The 19,117-nt window shown below is 58.4% G+C and carries 22 protein-coding genes; 18 read left to right on the forward strand and 4 right to left on the reverse strand.

Annotated elements, in window-relative coordinates; all coding sequences use genetic code 11:
• Positions 1 to 101: 101 nt before the first annotated feature.
• The 18 genes from ACMXX3_RS01135 to ACMXX3_RS01220 all read left to right on the forward strand — a co-directional run bounded on the left by ACMXX3_RS01135 (position 102) and on the right by ACMXX3_RS01220 (position 15,125).
• The gene (locus ACMXX3_RS01135; protein ID WP_421082978.1) at positions 102 to 1,394 is read left to right on the forward strand and encodes a histidine kinase; all 1,293 of its coding nucleotides are present in this window, start codon (positions 102 to 104) and stop codon (positions 1,392 to 1,394) included.
• Positions 1,391 to 2,116 carry a response regulator gene (locus tag ACMXX3_RS01140; protein ID WP_421082979.1) on the forward strand — a complete coding sequence of 242 codons (726 nt, stop codon included), beginning with the start codon at positions 1,391 to 1,393 and terminating at the stop codon, positions 2,114 to 2,116. The genes ACMXX3_RS01135 and ACMXX3_RS01140 overlap by 4 nt, the downstream gene beginning before the upstream one ends.
• A 104-nt stretch (positions 2,117 to 2,220) precedes the next feature.
• Positions 2,221 to 3,141, forward strand: a complete 921-nt coding sequence (locus ACMXX3_RS01145; protein ID WP_421082980.1) for an ABC transporter ATP-binding protein — start codon at positions 2,221 to 2,223, stop codon at positions 3,139 to 3,141.
• Complete coding sequence (locus ACMXX3_RS01150) at positions 3,138 to 4,298, forward strand: ABC transporter permease (protein ID WP_421082981.1); 1,161 nt, start codon at positions 3,138 to 3,140, stop codon at positions 4,296 to 4,298. The genes ACMXX3_RS01145 and ACMXX3_RS01150 overlap by 4 nt, the downstream gene beginning before the upstream one ends.
• Before the next feature lie 207 nt (positions 4,299 to 4,505).
• Entirely contained in the window at positions 4,506 to 4,946 is a 441-nt protein-coding gene (gene rpsP / locus ACMXX3_RS01155; protein WP_421082982.1) for a 30S ribosomal protein S16, read from the forward strand.
• A gap of 2 nt (positions 4,947 to 4,948) precedes the next feature.
• Positions 4,949 to 5,191 (forward strand): RNA-binding protein, encoded by a 243-nt coding sequence (locus ACMXX3_RS01160; protein ID WP_421082983.1) that lies wholly within the window; start codon positions 4,949 to 4,951, stop codon positions 5,189 to 5,191.
• 129 nt (positions 5,192 to 5,320) lie between these two features.
• Positions 5,321 to 5,935 (forward strand): ribosome maturation factor RimM, encoded by a 615-nt coding sequence (gene rimM / locus ACMXX3_RS01165; protein ID WP_421082984.1) that lies wholly within the window; start codon positions 5,321 to 5,323, stop codon positions 5,933 to 5,935.
• Between the two features lie 5 nt (positions 5,936 to 5,940).
• Positions 5,941 to 6,756: a tRNA (guanosine(37)-N1)-methyltransferase TrmD gene (gene trmD, locus ACMXX3_RS01170; RefSeq protein WP_421082985.1), complete on the forward strand. Its 816-nt coding sequence runs from the start codon at positions 5,941 to 5,943 to the stop codon at positions 6,754 to 6,756.
• Between the two features lie 294 nt (positions 6,757 to 7,050).
• A complete protein-coding gene (gene rplS / locus ACMXX3_RS01175) occupies positions 7,051 to 7,398 on the forward strand; it encodes a 50S ribosomal protein L19 (protein ID WP_237207899.1) in 348 nt (115 codons plus the stop codon).
• 25 nt (positions 7,399 to 7,423) lie between these two features.
• Positions 7,424 to 8,074, forward strand: coding sequence for a signal peptidase I (gene lepB, locus ACMXX3_RS01180; RefSeq protein ID WP_421082986.1), 651 nt, complete (start codon positions 7,424 to 7,426; stop codon positions 8,072 to 8,074).
• Positions 8,075 to 8,156: 82 nt separating this feature from the next.
• Complete coding sequence (gene lepB / locus ACMXX3_RS01185) at positions 8,157 to 8,888, forward strand: signal peptidase I (protein WP_421082987.1); 732 nt, start codon at positions 8,157 to 8,159, stop codon at positions 8,886 to 8,888.
• Positions 8,888 to 9,667, forward strand: coding sequence for a ribonuclease HII (locus ACMXX3_RS01190; protein ID WP_421082988.1), 780 nt, complete (start codon positions 8,888 to 8,890; stop codon positions 9,665 to 9,667). Before lepB (ACMXX3_RS01185) ends, ACMXX3_RS01190 begins: the two co-directional genes overlap by 1 nt.
• On the forward strand, positions 9,660 to 10,001 hold the full coding sequence (locus ACMXX3_RS01195; protein WP_421082989.1) for a DUF2469 family protein: 342 nt from the start codon (positions 9,660 to 9,662) through the stop codon (positions 9,999 to 10,001). The genes ACMXX3_RS01190 and ACMXX3_RS01195 overlap by 8 nt, the downstream gene beginning before the upstream one ends.
• A gap of 256 nt (positions 10,002 to 10,257) precedes the next feature.
• Complete coding sequence (locus ACMXX3_RS01200; RefSeq protein ID WP_421082990.1) at positions 10,258 to 10,668, forward strand: YraN family protein; 411 nt, start codon at positions 10,258 to 10,260, stop codon at positions 10,666 to 10,668.
• A gap of 2 nt (positions 10,669 to 10,670) precedes the next feature.
• The gene (locus ACMXX3_RS01205) at positions 10,671 to 12,221 is read left to right on the forward strand and encodes a YifB family Mg chelatase-like AAA ATPase (RefSeq protein WP_421082991.1); all 1,551 of its coding nucleotides are present in this window, start codon (positions 10,671 to 10,673) and stop codon (positions 12,219 to 12,221) included.
• On the forward strand, positions 12,218 to 13,456 hold the full coding sequence (gene dprA, locus ACMXX3_RS01210; protein WP_421082992.1) for a DNA-processing protein DprA: 1,239 nt from the start codon (positions 12,218 to 12,220) through the stop codon (positions 13,454 to 13,456). Before ACMXX3_RS01205 ends, dprA begins: the two co-directional genes overlap by 4 nt.
• A 91-nt stretch (positions 13,457 to 13,547) precedes the next feature.
• Positions 13,548 to 14,555 (forward strand): tyrosine recombinase XerC, encoded by a 1,008-nt coding sequence (locus ACMXX3_RS01215; protein ID WP_421082993.1) that lies wholly within the window; start codon positions 13,548 to 13,550, stop codon positions 14,553 to 14,555.
• A gap of 30 nt (positions 14,556 to 14,585) precedes the next feature.
• Positions 14,586 to 15,125 (forward strand): DUF3145 family protein, encoded by a 540-nt coding sequence (locus tag ACMXX3_RS01220; RefSeq protein WP_421082994.1) that lies wholly within the window; start codon positions 14,586 to 14,588, stop codon positions 15,123 to 15,125.
• 61 nt (positions 15,126 to 15,186) lie between these two features.
• On the opposite strand, the gene fabF is transcribed toward ACMXX3_RS01220, so the two are convergent.
• The 4 genes from fabF to ACMXX3_RS01240 all read right to left on the reverse strand — a co-directional run bounded on the left by fabF (position 15,187) and on the right by ACMXX3_RS01240 (position 18,961).
• Complete coding sequence (gene fabF / locus ACMXX3_RS01225) at positions 15,187 to 16,458, reverse strand: beta-ketoacyl-ACP synthase II (protein WP_421082995.1); 1,272 nt, start codon at positions 16,456 to 16,458, stop codon at positions 15,187 to 15,189.
• Positions 16,459 to 16,544: 86 nt separating this feature from the next.
• On the reverse strand, positions 16,545 to 16,784 hold the full coding sequence (locus ACMXX3_RS01230; protein WP_421082996.1) for an acyl carrier protein: 240 nt from the start codon (positions 16,782 to 16,784) through the stop codon (positions 16,545 to 16,547).
• 224 nt (positions 16,785 to 17,008) lie between these two features.
• On the reverse strand, positions 17,009 to 18,034 hold the full coding sequence (locus ACMXX3_RS01235; protein WP_421082997.1) for a beta-ketoacyl-ACP synthase III: 1,026 nt from the start codon (positions 18,032 to 18,034) through the stop codon (positions 17,009 to 17,011).
• 27 nt (positions 18,035 to 18,061) lie between these two features.
• Positions 18,062 to 18,961: an ACP S-malonyltransferase gene (locus ACMXX3_RS01240; protein ID WP_421082998.1), complete on the reverse strand. Its 900-nt coding sequence runs from the start codon at positions 18,959 to 18,961 to the stop codon at positions 18,062 to 18,064.
• Between the last annotated feature and the right edge of the window lie 156 nt (positions 18,962 to 19,117).

Genomic DNA, 19,117 nt, shown 5'->3' on the forward strand with positions numbered 1-19,117 from the left:
GGTACATTGGTGAGGTGGCCCGACAGCGTTTTTCCTTCTCACAGATAGACCCCCACTGGGAGCGTCCGACCCCGCCCCCTGCGTCCTTAAGAAAAGATGTGGTGGGGTGGCTTCTTGTTCTGGGAGTTACCCTCCTCTTGAACGCCACCTACCATTCAGGGGGCTTCTACGGTAGCTCTTTAGCTGATATTGTCAAATCCTATTTCGTGGCCGCGGCCATGACCTTACCCTTGATTTGGCGCCGCAGGTTCCCCCTGACCATGATGGTCGTGGCAACCCTGCTCTTTTTTTCCTTGAGCTATATTTCGGAGCTGGCAGGGGTTACCCTCACTTACCAGCTGTCCTATTTTGCGGTGCTCTATGCGGGAATAGCCTGGGGTAAAAACCGGCAGTTGACTTGGGTAACCTATGCTCTGATCTGCCTGTTTTCAGCTGTGAGTGTGGTGATTTATTGGGTCACAACTGATTCTTACCTGCAGATGAGCGGGGTGGAAGAATACTCAGGTGGTCTCTTCGACCAGGCAGCAGCCTTCTACATCATGAACATGGTGACCAATATCTTCTACTTCGGCTGTGCTGCCATTATGGGGCGCACAGCCTGGAACCAGGCCTATCAGCGTACCGTCCTGGCAGCCCAGGCCCACCAACTGGAGAAGCAGGCTGAGCAGATGGCTGAGGACGCGGTAACCCGGGACCGCTTGCGGATTGCCCGGGAGCTCCACGATTCAGTGGGCCACCATGTGACCTCCATGGGGATCCAGGCAGCAGCTGCCCGTCGGGCCCTGGCCAAGAAACCCGAGCTGGCTGGGGAGCCGTTAGCTAATATTGAAAAACTGGCCCGTTCCTCTGTGACCGAAATGAAGAATCTGATTCGGGTGCTTCGCGCCCCAGGGGAAGCTGAACTAGGGACAGGCTCCGCCAAAGAACCGCAAATTGCCGATATATTTACCCTGGCAAGCCAGGTTCAGGCAGCAGGGATCGATGCAAGCGTGCAGGTCAGTGATGAAGACCTTGCCCGCCTCAGCCAGCTCCAGCAAGGAACCCAGCTGTCGATTTACCGGATGGCCCAAGAGGCCTTGACCAACGTACGGAAGCATTCTACAGCCCAACAGACCCTGCTTGTCCTGAGAACAGGCGGGGATCCCGGCAGGTACTGGGGGGAACTTGAGGTTACCGACAACGGCTCCAAGACCGGAGGAAAAGAAGGGGAAGAATACCTACCTGACCCTGGTAAACAGGGCTATGGCTTGCAAGGGATCCGGGAACGGGCAGCTGCCCTGGGCGGTACCTGCTGGGTAGGACGCCGCCGCGGTACCCCCGGCTGGAAGGTGCAGGTCCGCTTTCCTATCGGCGATAACGACACTATCCACCCCACCCTGAAGAAGGCACTATGACTATCAAAGTTCTCCTGGCCGATGACCAGGACATGGTTCGCTCCGGCTTTGCCCTCATTCTCTCGATGGAAGAGGACATTGAGGTCGTCGGCCAGGCCCGCAACGGGGCTGAAGCCCTTGAGCTGGCGCTCGCTACCCGCCCGGACGTCGTCCTCATGGACGTGCAAATGCCCGTAATGGACGGAATCACCGCCACCTCCTCCTTGACCGACCAACTGCCAGGAACCGCCGTCCTGATTCTTACGACCTTTGACCGGGAGGACTACCTCTTTGCCGCCCTCACAGCCGGGGCAAGCGGTTTCTTGCTCAAAACCTCGGACGCCGACGAACTGGTTGAAGCAATCCGCAAGGTGGCAAACGGGCTAGCTCTGCTCTCACCTGAAATGACCCTGCCCTTGATTGCCCGTTTTGTTGAGCAAGCCAAGGGGCAGGACGCCGCCACCCCAGGTGCTGGCTTAGGCCAAGGAGAGCCCGGGGCAGGGCAGGCTACTGCCGGCCTAAGCCCGGAAGATGCATTTGCCCTGGGGTCCTTGACCCCCAGGGAGCGGGAGACCCTTGAACTGCTGGCCCAGGGGCTGACCAACGCGGAAATTGCAGAAAAACTTTTTCTGGGAGCTGCAACCGTCAAAACTCACGTCTCGAACATCCTGGCCAAAACCCACAGCCGGGACCGGGTTGGCGCAGTCATCTTTGCCCACCGGGTTGGCCTTGCAGGAGGGTAGACCCCGCTGATGTAATTCCCCCGCCAGACTCAGTCTGGCGGGGGAAGTCTTTAAAGCCCGGTGTGCCTAGGCTAGAAGCACACCACAGTGATGAGGAGGACGCTTTGACAGATTCTCGCAGAATCGAAGTTCAGGGGCTGACTAAAGTCTATGGTTCGGGTAGCAGTGCTACACCGGCCGTAGAGGACGTCAGTTTCACCGTTGAGCCAGGGGCCATGACCGGCTTTCTCGGGGCCAACGGTGCCGGTAAAACCACTACGATGCGGATGCTGATGGGCCTGCTGGAGCCTACCGCCGGGCAGGTGCTCTACGGGGGCCGCCCCATCACGTCTGCCGATAGGGCCCGCTTCGGATACATGCCCGAAGAACGGGGCCTCTACCCCAAGCAGGCGATTGTGGCCCAGCTGATCTACCTGGGCCAACTACGGGGTATGAGTGCGGCAGCTGCCCGCGATATTGCAACTGAGCACCTGACTGCCCTGGGGCTAGGGGAGCGACTTAACGATAAGCTCGAATCTCTTTCTCTGGGTAACCAGCAGCGGGTGCAGATTGTCGCTTCGATACTGCACCAGCCCACCGCCCTGATTCTCGATGAGCCCTTCTCAGGCCTTGACCCTCAGGCTGTAGACACCATGGTATCTATGCTGCGAGATCTCATGCGCTCAGGTGTTCCCATTCTCTTCTCCTCCCACCAGCTCGATTTAGTCGATCGGCTCTGTGACCGCGTCGTGATTTTGCACGGAGGTACAGTACGGGCTGAGGGGAGTGCCAGGCAGCTTCGCGAGGCAGGAACCCCGCGCTACTTCTACCGGGGAGGGGCGGACGCAGCCTGGCTGCGCACCCTGCCAGGGATCACGGTTCTTGATGTGTCCGGCACCGAGGCCCTGATTGAACTTGCCCCCGGCGCTGACCTAGCTGCCGTCCGCCAGCAAATTTTCAGCACCGGCCTCAACCATGACATCCACGAGTTCTCCCGCCAGCTTCCCACCCTCGGCGACATCTACCGAAAGGTCACCGGCCAATGAACACCACTCCAAAGACCGCCTGGCAAATCGTTGCCACCCGAGAAATCATGGTCAAGCTGCGCGATAAATCCTTCATTGGCGGAACCATTTTCTCGGTGGTCATCATCTTGGCCGCAATCCTCATACCCTACTTCCTCAACTCTGGTACCACCGAATACACCATCGCCTCAAACGGCGACCGGGCTTCTTCGCTGATTGCCGCAGCAGATGCAGCGAGCGATGACGAAACCAGCTATACCGCCACCCAGGTTGACAGCGCGGACGCCGCCCGCACCCTCGTAGCCGACGGGGACGCGGACGCCTACCTCACCACCTCAGACCAGGGGTGGGAGATTGTCTTTGACTCATCCGTAAACCGCAGTATTGTCGATGATCTCAGCGGGGTCATTAGCTCCACTATCACAGCTGAAAATGCAGCGGCAGCCGGTATTGACCTTGAGGCCCTCACCGTCGGCACCCAGGTGGCCACCAGCGTCCTGACCGGGGACGATAACACGGGACTGGCCTTCCTCATTGCCATGGTCTTTGCCATGATTTTTTACATGACAACCCTTCTCTTTGGTGTTGCCATTGCAAACTCAGTTGTCGAAGAAAAACAAAACCGTATCGTTGAAATCATTGCTACCGCTATACCGCTGAGCCAGCTGCTGACCGGAAAGATTGTCGGTAATATCGTCCTGGCCGCCCTTCAGGTTGCGGTCTACGCTCTTGCTGGACTTATCGGTATGCAGGTCACTGGATCAGCTGCAGACTTGGGTTGGATACTGCCATCAGCCGGTTGGTTTGCCGCCTTCTACGTGGCAGGATTTGCCGCCATCGCCACTATCTGGGCAGCCGTTGGCGCTATGGCCGCCCGCACCGAAGACGTTGCTAATCTTTCCAATCCCATCACCATGGTGCTGATTGCTGCCCTCTTCGCCGGTATCTATGCCAGTGACCACTGGCTTACCCTGCTTTCCTATGTGCCCGTGCTTTCCTCCATCGCCATGCCCCGCCGCCTCCTCCTTGAGGACATCGCCGTGTGGGAGCCGGTGCTCGCTCTGGCCCTCACCCTTGCTGCTGCCGTCCTGCTAACCCGGCTGGGGGCCCGCATTTACCGGGCCAACATTATGCGCGGCGGCACTTCTGTGGGCTGGAAGCAGGCCCTTAAGAAATAAATACGGTCAGTTTGCTCACAACACGCTAGCTGCCCGGCTCGTAACCCTAGATTAAGCGGGGCGGAGCTGGCATACTTGACGGGTACTCGATTTTTCCCGGCCCCTCTCATCCGGGAGAAATTGTGTCCGCAGGGGTTGAAGGACGGCCCGCCCCACGAGCCGGATCTCGACCTCAAACATGTATAGAAAACAGGAGAAACCACTACAGTGGCTGTTAAAATTCGTCTGAAGCGTTTCGGTAAAATCCGCGATCCCCGCTACCGTGTTGTAGTAGCTGACTCACGCACCAAGCGTGACGGTAAGGCTATCGAGGAAATCGGCATTTACCACCCGACCGAAAACCCCTCACGCATCGAGATCAACTCAGAGCGTGCCCAGTACTGGCTGTCAGTTGGCGCCCAGCCCACCGAGCAGGTAGCTGCTCTGCTGAAGCTGACCGGTGACCTGGCTGCTGCCAAGGGTGAAAAGGCTGAGTCAACCGTTAAGCCCGTTGACGCCAAGCCCGAGTTCGTTGTTCCCGAAAAGGGTTCGGTCATCCTCCCTGAGGCCATCACCCCCAAGGGTGAAGACAAGGCTGAAGAGGCTGCTGAAGAAGCTCCCGCAGAAGAGGCTGCTGAAGAAGCAGCTTCTGAGGAAGCAGCTGAGTAATCATGTTGGCAGACGCTCTCGAACACCTCGTTCGGGGTATTGTCGATAACCCGGACGACGTGGTAGTCCGCTCAAAGCCGGGCCGCCGCGGGGAGACTCTGGAAGTCCGTGTTAACCCAGCTGACCTGGGTCGTGTGATTGGCCGCTCTGGCCGCACCGCCAAGTCCATCCGCACCGTGGTCAACGCCATCAACGGCGGCGACCATGTGCGCGTAGACGTCATTGACACGGACAAGCGACGCTAACTGAATACTTCTCAAGAGGCCCCTACCGCTTACGAGCTGTAGGGGCCATCTTGTATCTTCCCACCGGCGTCCGCAAAACCCGGTAAAGTTAGACCCAAGCCCCACACGTCACCACCCCAAGGAGAACCCATGCAGGTTCTAGTTGCCCGCATCGGCAAGCCCCACGGCATCCGCGGCGAAGTCACCGTCCAGCTCTTCACCGACGCCCCCGAAGAACGCTTCGCTCCCGGATCCGTCCTCGACATCGAAAACTTCAACCCCGCAAGCCCCGCAGGTTCAATCGCCCCCGCCGGCACCCTCACCGTCAAAAAATCCCGTTGGAACAAGAAAATCCTGGTCGTAGCCTTCGAACAAGTCACCAACCGCAACCAGGCCGAAGAACTCCGCGACACCCGCCTCACCTTTGACTCTGCTAATGAAGCAGAAACCGAGAGCGATGACGAGGGCTACTATGAGCATGAGCTCCTTGACCTGCCGGTCTACCTAGCCTCCGAGATTAAGGACGGCTACCTACCTGAAGAGCCCATTGCCATCGTCACCGGCCTGCAGACCATGCCCACCCAGGACCTTCTGGTTCTGGAATACACCGCAGACGGTGAAGAAGTTATGATTCCCTTCGTGGAAGAGCTCGTCCCGGCCATCGATACCGAGGAGGGCTACATTATCATCAACCCGCCCGCCGGCCTGCTCGAACTCAATAGCGATGAAGACGACGAATCTGACCCCGAGAGCGAGCAGGGCTAAACCCCATGCGCTTTGATGTCATCACCATCTTCCCCGAATACCTGGCCCCCCTCGAACTATCCCTCATGGGCAAGGCCCGCGAATCAGGCAAGGTTGACCTGCACCTGACCAACCTGCGGGACTTTGCCTTTGACCGGCATAAAACCGTTGATGATACCCCCTACGGCGGGGGAGCGGGCATGGTCATGAAACCCGAACCCTGGGGCCTGGCCCTGGACCAGGCCCTGGCTGCCTCACCGGCGTCCGCACGGGCAGACGGGAAAAAGCCCCTACTGATTGTGCCCTCACCGGCCGGTGCAGTCTTCAACCAGCAGCTGGCCTACGACCTGGCCGAAGAAGAACACATCGTCTTCGCTCCGGCCCGCTATGAAGGTATTGATGAGCGCGTGCTGGACTGGGCCGAAACCGAGTTCAGGGTGATGCCAGTATCCATCGGTGACTATGTGCTCTACGGGGGCGAGGTGGCCGTGATGGTCATGATTGAGGCCATTACCCGCCTGATACCCGGCGCGATGGGCAACCCCGAGTCCCTGGCCGAAGAATCCCACACCGGTGGCTTGCTGGAATACCCGGTCTACACCAAGCCAGCCACCTGGCGCGACCAGGAGGTGCCGTCCGTCCTTCTTTCTGGCAACCACGGGGCCATTGCCCGCTGGCGCCGCGACGAGCAAATCAAGCGCACCTTTACCCGCCGACCCGACATGGTCAAGTCCTACCCCGCTGAAAACTGGGACAAAAAAGACCGCAAGCTCCTACAGGAGCTGCACACCGAGCAAAAAGCTGCCCGCCAGGCGGCAGCCCAGAGCGAATTAGCAGAGTAGCTCACCTAAAGTAGGTAAGCTCACATTTAAGTTCAGGACGCCCGCCGCCACACCCCTGGTGCAGGCGGGTTTTCTGTGGGATAATTTTTCTTTGTGTTCGTGTTGGGCACGCCCCTGCCGCAGGGGGAAGAGCGACCAGCAACAACACGGACCACCGGTACCTAAAGATGGTTCCGGTGAGACAAACTTACTCGTAGACAGCACCGGTCTGGCTTCGTGAGAAGCCCTCAGACACTGCCTACGCGAAACACGAATATGTTTGACCTGCGGCAGAGATATTCACGGAGAAACTCAATGCAGACTCTTGACTTCATTGACAACAAGTCACTTCGCAACGACATCCCCGAGTTCGGCCCCGGCGACACCCTGAACGTCCACGTCAACATTGTTGAAGGTAACCGCAGCCGTGTCCAGGTCTTCAAGGGCTTCGTTGTTGGCCGTCAGGGCGCTGGCGTCCGCGAAACCTTCACCGTCCGCAAGGTTTCCTTCGGTGTTGGCGTAGAGCGTACCTTCCCCGTACACTCACCCGTCATCGAAAAGATTGAGGTTGTCACCCGCGGTGACGTCCGCCGTGCAAAGCTCTACTACATGCGCGACCGCCACGGCAAGGCTGCTCGTATCCGCGAGAAGCGCGAAGCCTAAGCCATATAGGTTTATTCGGCTTTCAATGGACGCAGGCACAACCGCCGAATCCGCTGAGACAAGGCGCCAACCCTTCTTGAAGGGGTGGCGCCTTGTTGCAGTTGCCGCAGCCCTTGCTGTCAGCCTGCTGGTCCTCATCAGGGCCTTCTGGGTGGACGTTTACTACATCCCCTCGGGGTCAATGCAGCCTACCTTTGAACCGGGCGATCGGATCCTGGTATCGAAACTAGACCGCACACCCGAGCGGGGGAGCGTCGTCGTCTTTGATGGCATGGGTTCCTTCGCCCCCTACCAGTCGGGAAGTCCCTGGGTAAGAGATCCGGTGGGGACGGCAGGGCAGTGGCTTGGGCTGACAGGGTCAGGGTCAGATACCGTCTACATCAAGCGAGTGATCGGACTTGAAGGGGATACCGTTGAATGCTGTGACGCCGACGGCTACCTACTGGTCAACGGCCAAAAACTTGAAGAGTCCTACCTCTTTTCAGGCAACGCCCCGAGTGAGCAATCCTTCTCCGTGACGGTGCCTGCAGGCCGCATGTGGGTCATGGGCGATCACCGATCAGAGTCTGTAGATTCTAGGGCTCTCCTAGGGGCACCCGGTGGTGGGCTCATCCGCACCGACCGAATCATTGGAACCCCGGTTGCTACCCTCTGGCCCCTGACCCGGGCAGGCTAAACCCAACCTATCGCGTCCTCAGACGATTCGCAGACAACCAAACTAAACTTAAGCAGTAGAAACCAACCCCGGAAAGGCCGCTATGGAGCACCAGAACCCTGAACCTATCGAGAACACTCAGGACGAGGACCAGGAGCAAGAGAAGCCGCGTGGCGGTAAGCGCCGCCGCGAGAACGGCATTGTGAAAGAATATGCCCTGATTCTTCTCTATGCAGTGCTCATTGCTTTCCTGCTGAAGACCTTTGTGGTTCGTGGTTTCTACATTCCGTCAAGCTCGATGGAAGATACCCTACAGATCAATGATCGGGTCTTCGTCAATATCGCAGGCTCCCTCTTTGGGGAGGCTGAGCGCGGCGACATCGTTGTATTCAAGGACACGAAGGGGTGGATGCCTGTTTCCTCCACCACGAACCCGGTTCAAGATGTTCTGTCCTTCGTGGGCGTCATGCCCGATAGTTCGTCAAACTACCTGGTCAAGCGTGTGATCGGGGTTGGCGGTGACCATGTGGTGGGTACCGCTGATGGCCGGATCCTGGTCAATGGTGTTGAGCTGAATGAAACCTACCTGAAGCCGGGTGTTTTGCCCACCGAGCTTGCCTTTGACGTGATTGTGCCCCAGAACTCCTACTTCGTAATGGGCGATAACCGCGCTAACTCTGCTGACTCCCGCTACCACATTGAAACCGCCACCGAGTTCATCAACGATGCGGACGTCGTCGGTGAGGTATTCGTGGTTGCCTGGCCGCTGGACAGCTTCACTTTTGTTCAGCAGCCCGATGATGTTTTTGCGAACGTGCCGGATACTGAAGAGTAATGCCCTCTCCGGTTGAATTCGCTGATTTCAGCGTTGAGACAAGTCTCTTTGAACGAGGCTTTTCCTTGGTTGCAGGTATGGATGAAGTGGGTCGGGGCCCTCTTGCTGGCCCAGCTACCGTCGGTGTTGCTGTTGTAACCCCTAAGACCCAGCTGGACATTGACGGACTGATTGATTCAAAGGCCCTGACCGAGAAAAAACGCCTGGCCATGGCACCGTTGGTGCGGGACTGGGTGCCCACAGCAGTTGCAAGTTCGAGCCCGGCTGAAATTGATGCCCTGGGAATCACCCTGGCACTGAGATTAGCTGGCCAGCGGGCCCTGGCCCAGGTAGCTGCCCTGGGGGTCTTTCCGGACGCCGTCCTTCTGGACGGGAAGCACGACTGGCTCACTCCGCCGGAGGCTGCCCTCTTTTCGGATGACGGCCCCGCGGAGGCTCTCTACTCTGAGCTGGTGCAAGAGGCCTGGGCTGATTCTGACAGCCCGGCTGGCTGGTTTGGCCCCGTCCAGATGGAAATTAAGGGTGACTACCGGTGCGCGTCGATTGCTGCAGCCTCGGTGGTTGCTAAGGTTGACCGGGATGCCCAGATGGAGCGGCTCCATGAGCTTGTGCCCGCCTACGAGTGGGCGAAGAATAAGGGGTACGGGTCAGCTGCCCACCGGCAGGCGATTACGCTGCTGGGGCCGAGCCCTTACCACCGTTTGAGCTGGTCGCTACCGGCGACAGCAGAGCAGATACAGCAGGCCTATGTGGCCCGTTTGGAGGATGACCTTGTCTAGCGAAGACCTCGATAACTACGAGTCCGGTGCCCAACTTGCCCTGTATGAGGAGTACAAGCGGGTTGCTGAACTTTTTACCTTCATTGTAGAAACAGACCGCCGCTTCTATCTGGCTAATCAGGTGCAGGTTACCCCGCGCACAGCAGATGGTTCTCTCTATTTTGAAGTTGAGATGCAAGACGTGTGGGTGTGGGATATTTTCCGCTCGTCTCGTTTCGTGAAAAATGTTCGTGTTTATTCCGTCAAGGACGTGAATGTTGAAGAACGTACTGCAGCTGAGGACTTTGTGGTGCCCAGTATGAATGATTTTGATCCGCCTGCTGACTCACAATAGCAAGGACGGATGCCGCCGCCCCGGGTTCGCCCCGGGGCGGTTTTTTGTGGGTGGGGGAGTCGGTAACAGCTTGTAGTGCTGTCGTCATAGAGGGGCAAGGATTCACCAATTGGTGAGATGTATAGCCAGGAAAGAGGGCGTGGCCTGGGTAAACAGTGGTGAAGGTGTTTGCACAGGTTCCTGGTGTCTTGGTATGGGGTAGGGTGCAGGGCCATGATGAGGAAACACCACAGAGTTATGAGCGATTGGAGTTTCCATGCATAGACCGGAACCACATTCCAACAGCACAACCAGTTCTAGTGCTGTTGGCCGCTGGGGCGAGGCCATGGCCTGCACTATTTTGCAGACCCGGGGTCTGACCCTCTTGCATCAGAACTGGCGGCCCCAGCCTGGTTCCAGGGGGACAGGGCTGAGAGGAGAGATTGATTGTGTCATGGTTGACCAGGACCAGACCTTAGTGTTTGTTGAGGTTAAAACCCGGACGGGCGAAGGCTTTGGTCATCCTCTTGAATCCATCACCCGGGAGAAGGGCAAGAAACTTCGCCAACTAGCCTACGCCTGGTGTTCGGAAAACACCGGCGAATACAGCGGGATCCGCATTGACGCAGTTGCTATTTGGGGAACCCCAGGCCGCTTTACCTTTGAACACCGGAAGGCGGTGGTGTAGAGGTGGGTTTTGCCCGGACCTACTCCGTTGCCCTTGTTGGCGTCACAGGCCATGTGATTGAGGTAGAAGCTGATATTTCAACGGCCCTACCTGGCTTCGTTTTGCTTGGTCTGCCTGACCATTCCCTGCAGGAATCCAAAGACCGGATCCGGTCAGCAGCCAAGAACACAGGAATTGGGCTGCCCCAGCAGAAGCTCACCGTGAACTTATCACCTAGCACCCTGCCTAAACGAGGCACGGCCTTTGATCTTGCGATGGTGGTAGCTGCCTTGCAAGCAGATGGTGAGTTGAAGCCGTCCGGAACCACAGTGTTTCTGGGGGAGGCAGGCCTTGACGGCAGTGTTAGGGAGGTAGCTGGTATTCTTCCTGCTGTCAAAGCTGCCGTGGACGCTGGCTATCAGCAGGTCGTTGTTCCCCGAGGTAATGCTGAGGAGGCCAAACTGGTGGTGGGGGCCGAAGTTATCGGGGTTTCCTGCCTGGCTGAGGTTTTTGCAGCCCTGGGGGCCAAAGATCCTGAGAAGCTGCGCCGACCAGCCCGTGAGCGTCCCCGGCCCGAACCTGCTGATGATGCTCTCACCCTGATTACCCCGGATATGGCTGATGTATCAGGCCAGCAGGAGGGCCGCCTAGCCCTGGAAATTGCGGCTGCTGGAGGCCACCACCTGCTCCTCAACGGCCCACCCGGTTCTGGTAAGACCATGCTGGCTGAACGGCTCACGAGCATTTTGCCTCCCTTGGATCCTGAGTCTGCCATGGAAGTTACAGCCATCCATTCCCTCTGTGCAGCTGGGGCCCCGCGCCGGGAGCTGATGACAGTTCCTCCCTTTGAAGCCCCCCACCATACAGCCAGTTCACCTGCCATTCTGGGCGGAGGCAGCGGGATCCCCAAACCCGGTTGCGTTTCTAAGGCCCACCGGGGCGTGCTCTTTCTCGATGAGGCTCCGGAGTTTAAACGAACGGTTCTCGATTCCCTCCGGCAACCTTTAGAAAGTGGGGAAATTATGATTGACCGATCTGCTTCCTCAGCGAGGTACCCGGCCCGGTTTCAACTGATTCTGGCAGCAAACCCCTGCCCCTGTGGCAACAATATCGGACGGGGCCTATCGTGTACCTGTTCAGCCCGGGAACGAAGGGCCTACTTTGGCAAGCTATCTGGGCCACTTTTAGACCGTATTGACCTTCAGCTCACCGTCCCCAAAGTCACCGCAACAGAATTGGCAGCTAGCGGAACCAATGAGTCATCTGCATCCATGAGGGAGCGGGTAGTACAAGCCCGCCAAGCCCAGCGGGACAGGCTTTCCCCATACGGGATTTCAACCAATGCAGAAACGAACGGAAAAATCCTGCGGGGTCCCCTCAAACTGGACGCCGCTTTGACCTCCTCACTTTCGGACGCCTTAGACCGCGGCACCCTAACTGCCCGGGGCTTTGACCGGGTGCTAAGGACGGCCTGGACCATGGCTGACCTGGATGGTAGCCCCAGCCCTTCGAAAGACCATCTTGACCTTGCCCTCTACTTCAGAAATCTCAGCACAGAAAGCCTGACCCTATGACTCTCCTACCACCACCAGACCTTGAGCCAATCCGCCGGGCCAGGGCTGAAATACTCCGAATCACTGACCCCCAAGATGCTGTAACCGCAGCCCTCATCCAGCTCTTTGGCCCACTTTCCACCGCAGACTACCTCACGGGCAGAACCACCCTGACACCAACTGTCCTGACCGCCGCTCTTGAATCGGCCCAAAGAGAAGATCCAAGGCTCCGCTCCTACCTCCTCCAGGGGATCACTGAACGCAAGGAACGGTGGCAAAGACGGCGGGGCGGAATCACTGCTGACCAAGACTTGGCACTGGCTAAGGCCTGCCAGGCCTGGCTAGTGGTACCAGAAGACCCGGACTGGCCAGCTGCCCTCAACGACCTGGCAGAGAAAACCCCCGTCGCTCTGTGGGGCAGGGGAGATCGCAGAAAACTAGCCACCTTGGCCTATCCCCAGTGCGTTGCCGTGGTCGGCTCCCGCGACATGACCGCCTACGGTAAGGCGGTAACAGGCCAGCTTGCCGGTGACCTCGCCCGGGCAGGAACCACCGTCATCTCCGGAGGAGCCTTCGGCATCGATGCGACCGCCCACACAGCAGCCCTGGCCCTCGGGACGGCACCAATTCCCACCCTTGCCTTCATGGCGGGGGGACTTGACCGCCTCTATCCCAAGAGCAACGAGCCCCTTCTACGGCAGGTCATCGACCAGGGCCTTGTACTCAGTGAGGTGCCCCTGGGGCAGAATCCCACCCGATACCGATTTCTAGACCGCAATCGGATGATAGCAGCGATAGCCCATAGCACAGTTGTGGTTGAAGCAAGGTGGAGGAGCGGGGCCCTCAACACAGCCCACTACGCCTTAGAAATGGGAAGGACCCTCTACGCCGTCCCGGGCCCCATCTTTTCCCCCAGTTCAGAGGGCTGCCACCGGCTCATTCGCGACGGCCTGGCCCAGCTCATCACCGATGCCCACCACATTTCACAGGGCAGGCTTGACCTCTCAGCCCCACCAGAGCAGAGTCTCTTCACACCACCGCAGGGGGAACAGGCCCTCATTGATTCACTCACAGAAGTCCAAAAACGGGTCTGGGACACCCTACCCCTCAGGGCCTGCGCTACGGTAGAAGCAGTCTCTGCTGATTCCTCGGTTCCAGCCCGGACCGTCATGATAGCCCTGACCCAGCTCAGCAGCCTCGGCTTAGCTGAAAACCAGGGGCAGGGGTGGAGAAAGGCCAAACCCACCCAGGGCTAGACCGGCTAGAATGAAACAAGACCATAGACCCTAGCCGGTGGCCTAGGAAACCTGGCGGCTTGAACCTAAAAGACTGAGGGGAGGTAGGCCAATGACACCACCGACGGCAGGGGAGAACCCCACTACCTTGAAAATTGGCCCCTCCGATATTTCTGAAGATAGGGAGCTGACCCTAGCCCTAGAGTCCTACCGGAGGTACCTCACCTATGAGCTCCACCGGTCCCCTGAAACCATCCGCTCCTATCAGTCAGACCTCAAGGACTTTTTCGGTTTTGCCCGAAGACGGGGAATAACCCATCTGACCCAGGTCGATCTTGAACTACTTCGAGCCTGGCTGGCCCAACTCCACCGGCACCAAGCAGCCCGATCCTCGATAGCCCGCCGGACCTCGTCCTTACGGACCTTTTTTGCCTGGGCTGAGGACGAAGAGCTGATTCCCCATAACCCGGCCCTCAAACTCACCACCCCCAAAAAGGAAAAGCACCTGCCGGACGTCCTCAGCCAGGCTCACATGCACCAGCTCCAGGCAACCCTTGCCCAAGCACTGGCAGAAGACCCCACCAACCCCAGGCTGCTTCGGCTCAACGCAACCCTTGAAGTGCTCTACTCAACGGGCTTACGCATCTCTGAACTCTGCAACCTGGACCTTACCAGCATTGATAGAACTAACCTCACCGTCAGAGTAATCGGTAAGGGAAACAAGGAACGTATCATTCCCATCGGCCAACCGGCCCTCAAAGCCCTTAACCGGTGGGTCAGCCGGGGACGGCCCCAATGGCTACCGGCAGCAGGCTCAGAAACAAGCCCCCGCCCCAGTCCCCAACATGCCCTCTTTCTTGGCCCCCGAGGCAAACGGGCAAACCCCCGCCAAATCAGGCAGGATCTCACCCTCCTGCTCTCCACCCTGTCCGATACCACCGCAACCGGGGCCCACGTCTTCCGCCACACAGCAGCCACCCACATGGTAGACGGCGGGGCTGATATCCGTGCAGTCCAGGAGTTCCTTGGCCACAGCTCCCTGGCAACAACCCAGGTCTACACCCACGTCTCCGTAGAACGTCTGGCTGCAGCCTACCACAGGGCCCACCCCCGGGCCTGATGAAGGTACACCCCGTAGAATAGAAGCACGATGAAAGCAGCTTCGCAGACCAATCCTAACCACCCCCGGGCCGACCACACCGGGGGCTACATTTTCCTGCACGCTTCACCTGCAGCCCTCACCAGCCACCTCGAATGGGCCCTAGATGCAGTAGTAGGGCAGGGGCCACCCCTCTTGTGGAAACCCCAACACCACCTGCCCGGCCACCTCTGCACTGACCTCCTCTGGGAAGGACCAGCAGGCACAGCCGCCCGCATAGCATCAGCCCTCCGCCCCGTCGGCTCCACCTACTTCGAAATCACTGAAGGGGCAACAGCCAGCAGCGATGCCCTCCGCATTATGCATACCCCTAACCTGGGAATCTGCACTGTTACCGTAGATAGGCAAGGCAATTTCACCGTAACCGAAGACCGCATCAAATACGCCTTCGAACAAGCAGCAGGTAACTACCAGGAACTGTACCGACAGTTCTCTCTGGCCTTGGGAGAACCCTGGGATGAAGAACTAGAACCCTTCCGCCTCTCCCACCCAGGGCAGTCCACCGGCACCGTCCGGCGGGCACCTTCATAAAAGAAGACCTCCCTCCCCGAACCAAGGGAAGGAGGTCACATGGCTCTAGCGGTCAAACACCTTAGCTCTCAACACTCTTGAAAGCAGCTACCGCATTATGGCCACCAAAACCGAAGGAATTGGAAACAGCAGCAATCTCACCGGAAGGGAGATCCCGAGCATCGGTCACAATATCGAGATCAATCTCGGGGTCCTTCTCCTGCAGGTTAATGGTGCAAGGAGCCTTCCGATGGTAGAGGGCCAGGACGGTCAGAACAGCCTCCAGGGCACCAGCAGCACCGAGAAGATGGCCGGTCATAGACTTGGTCGCTGAAACAGCTACCTTGCCGGTGTGATCCCCAAAGACTTCGCGCAGGGCCAGGGACTCAGGGATGTCGCCTACCGGGGTAGAGGTCGCGTGAGCATTCACATGGACGACCTGCTCAGGTGAAATACCACCGTCAGCAAGGGCTTCACGCAAGGCGCGAGTCGCCCCGAGCGCTGCCGGATCAGGAGCGGTGATGTGGTGGGCGTCGGCTGAGACACCGGTACCGGCTAGTTCAGCATAGATACGGGCGCCACGGGCCTTAGCATGTTCCTCAGACTCAAGCACCAGGGCCGCACCACCTTCACCCATGACAAAGCCATCACGGCCAGTATCGTAGGGACGGGAGGCCCCCTGCGGGTCATCGTTGCGGGTCGACAGGGCCTGCATCTTCGCAAAAGCCCCGATAGTCATGGGGTGAATCGCAGCCTCAGAACCACCAGCAATAACAACATCAGCCTTGCCGGAGCGGATCAACATCAGACCAAGCTCCAAAGCCTCAGTAGAAGAAGCACAGGCAGAGACAACAGTCTGGGCAGAGCCCCGGGCCTTCAAATTCATGGAAACAGCTGCCGCGTTAGAATTGGGCATCAGCATGGGCACGGTCATGGGCAGCATACGACGGGGACCTTTCTCCCGCAAAGTATCCCAGGCGTCCAAAAGCGTCCAGACACCGCCAATACCGGTACCAAATGCAACTGCGGTACGCAGCGGGTCACACTCATCAGCAGCTTCAGCATCGGGGCCGCTGAAGCCAGCGTCCTCCCAGGCCTCCCGGGCAGCTGCCAAGGCCAACTGGCCCGAAGGATCAAGACGCTTAGCTTCAACCTTAGACACCCGTCCGGTCTCCACCGCATCCTGGGCAACCCGGCCAGCAATTGAAACCGGAAGGTCATATTCACTGACCCAGGGCTCATCAATGGTGCTGATTCCAGAGACACCAGCCAAAGCATTCTGCCAGGTGGTTGGAACGTCGGCACCAATCGGGGTAATAGCTCCTAGGCCGGTCACCACAACTTTTCGAGTCATCTTAATCCTTCATGAATACTGAGGGGGTGAAAGAAAAAAGGAGGTTGGACACGAACCAGTGCGTGCCCAACCTTTTTCAACGCTCTTTAGGCGTTAGCAATGAAGTTAACTGCATCGCCGACGGTCTTGAGGTTCTTGACCTCTTCGTCGGGAATGGTGACGCCGAACTTCTCTTCAGCGTTCACCACGATGGTCATCATGGAGATGGAGTCGATATCGAGGTCCTCAGTGAAGGACTTGTCGAGCTGAACGTCAGCTACCTCAACGCCGGTCTCTTCGTTTACGATTTCTGCAAGACCTGCGAGGATCTCGTTCTGATCTGCCATGTTGGCTCCTTTATCACGGTAGGGCGACCTGGGCCGCTGTCTGACTACTGCTCCGGCCTGAAACCGGACCAGGGCTAAATATATCTCAGCTCTTGTGGAGCATTAGCCTCCACACATGAGTGTAGACCCTCACCAGGGCTAACTGTAGTTCTGACGCCCCAAATTTTTGAAATAAATCTTACATTTTTCAAAATAATTGGGGACGCCCGGGGGAGGGAAACAGGTTAGGGGAGTTTGACCACCTGGGCAGCATAGGCCAGGCCAGCGCCAAAACCAATCTGCAGGGCAAACTTGCCAGAAAGCTGCGGATTATCCTTAAGCAGCTGGTGGGCCGCCAGGGGTACAGAGGCAGCAGAGGTGTTACCAGCACATTCAATATCGCGGGCAACAAGTACTGACTCGGGTAGCTTCAGGGTCTTGACCATCTGGTCAATGATTCGCATATTGGCCTGGTGGGTCACCAGGGCACCCAAATCTTCTGCGGTGAGGCCAGCAGCGTCTAGGGCCTGCTGGGCGACCTTTGCCATTTCCCAGACCGCCCAGCGGAAGACGGTCTGGCCGTCCTGGCGCAGGGTGGGCCACAGCTTCTCGCCCTCCTGGACAGGGTTGGCGACAAAGTCCCGGTTGCGGATATCCAACAGGGAGTGGGTCATGCCAACTGCCCCCCAGCGCTCGCCGTCCGAACCCCAAATGGTGGGGCCGATGCCGGGCTCGTCCGAGACGCCAACGACGGCCGCCCCGGCACCGTCCCCAAGCAGGAAGGAGATAGTGCGTTCGGTGTTATCAATGAAATCTGACAGTTTCTCGACACCAATGACCAGTACCTTCTGGGCGGTACCGGAACGGACTAGGGCATCAGCCTGGGCAATGCCGTAGCAGAAGCCGGCGCAGGCGGCGGAAATGTCATAGGCCGGGGCTTTTGACCCGACTGCTTCGGCCACCAGGGTGGCCAGGGCGGGGGTGGCGTAGGGGTGGGAGATAGTTGCCACAATGACGGCATCCAGCTCTTCACCACTGACTCCAGAGGCTGCCAGGGCGTCCTGGGCTGCACCTACAGCTAGGTCGGTGACGGAAATCTTGTCTGAGGCCCGGTGGCGGGTTTTGATGCCGGTGCGCTGAACAATCCATTCATCGGATGAGTCAATGGGGCCGGCGATATCATCGTTGGTCACCAGAAGGTCTGGGCGGGCAGCGCCGTAGCCCAAAATCTTTGAGCAACGGTTGAACTCAACCTGCTTGAGGGTCGTCATGAGTGGTCTTTCCTTGGAATTTAGGCTTTAGTTGGTCAGAGCGTCGAGGTCGGCGGGGGAGTTGATGGCTGAACCGGGAACCCCCTTCAGGGCTCGCTTGGCCAGGCCGATAAGGGTGCCTGCGGGGGCAACTTCAATGATGTGGTCCAGGCCGAGTTTGCCCATGGTTGCCATGCATAGATCCCAGCGGACGGGGCGGGTCACCTGGGCCACCAGGGAGTCAAGAGCAGCCTGGCCGTTGGCTACGGGCTGACCATCGTAGTTTGAGAGCAAGGACGCAGTCGGCTCACCTGGTGTGAGGCCAGCAGCAAATTCACTCAGGGGGCCCTGGGCATCGGCCATGTACTGGGTATGGAAGGCGCCAGCTACCTTTAGGGGAATCACCCGGGTTTTTGCGGGCGGGTTTTCGGCGAAGGCGGCAAGATCTTCCAAAGAGCCTGCTACCACAATCTGGCCTGCCCCGTTGGAGTTGGCTGCGGTGAGGCCTGCTGCTGAGATTGCCTCGCGGACCTCCTCCTCAACACCGCCTAGGACTGCAGTCATTCCGGTGGGTACCACTGCAGCTGCCTGGGCCATTCCGGTTGCTCTGACCTTGATAAAGCGCATGGCATCTTCTTCGCTGAGCACATCAGAGAGAGCGGCTGCGGTGATTTCACCTACCGAGTGACCAGCGTAGATAAGGTTTTCGTCCCCCAGGGCTTTCTGGGCTAGACGGCCGGTGACGATGCCGGCAGCAACGATGAGGGGCTGGGCGATAGCAGTGTCTTTGATGGTCTCTTCGTCTGCTTCAGTACCGTAGTAGACCAGATCCAGGTCAGCTGCAGCTGAGAGCTTTTCAAGGTGCTCCCGTACACCGTCAACCTCTAGCCATTCGGTGAGAAAACCGGGCTTCTGGGAGCCCTGACCGGGGCACACGAGTGCTTTCACGTATCTATACCGCCTCTTGTTGAGCTAAAACCGGAACTTGAAAGATACCGGGTTTTCTTTCAAATAATTATCCTACTCCCGAAAACCCACCGAGATTGGCTGAACCGCGCCGTCCAGAAGAAACTCAGGCAAACTCACAGGAAGCCTCCTGGATAC

Source organism: Rothia nasimurium (genome assembly GCF_049068285.1).
In the GTDB taxonomy this organism is placed as follows: Bacteria; Actinomycetota; Actinomycetes; order Actinomycetales; family Micrococcaceae; genus Rothia; species Rothia nasimurium_I.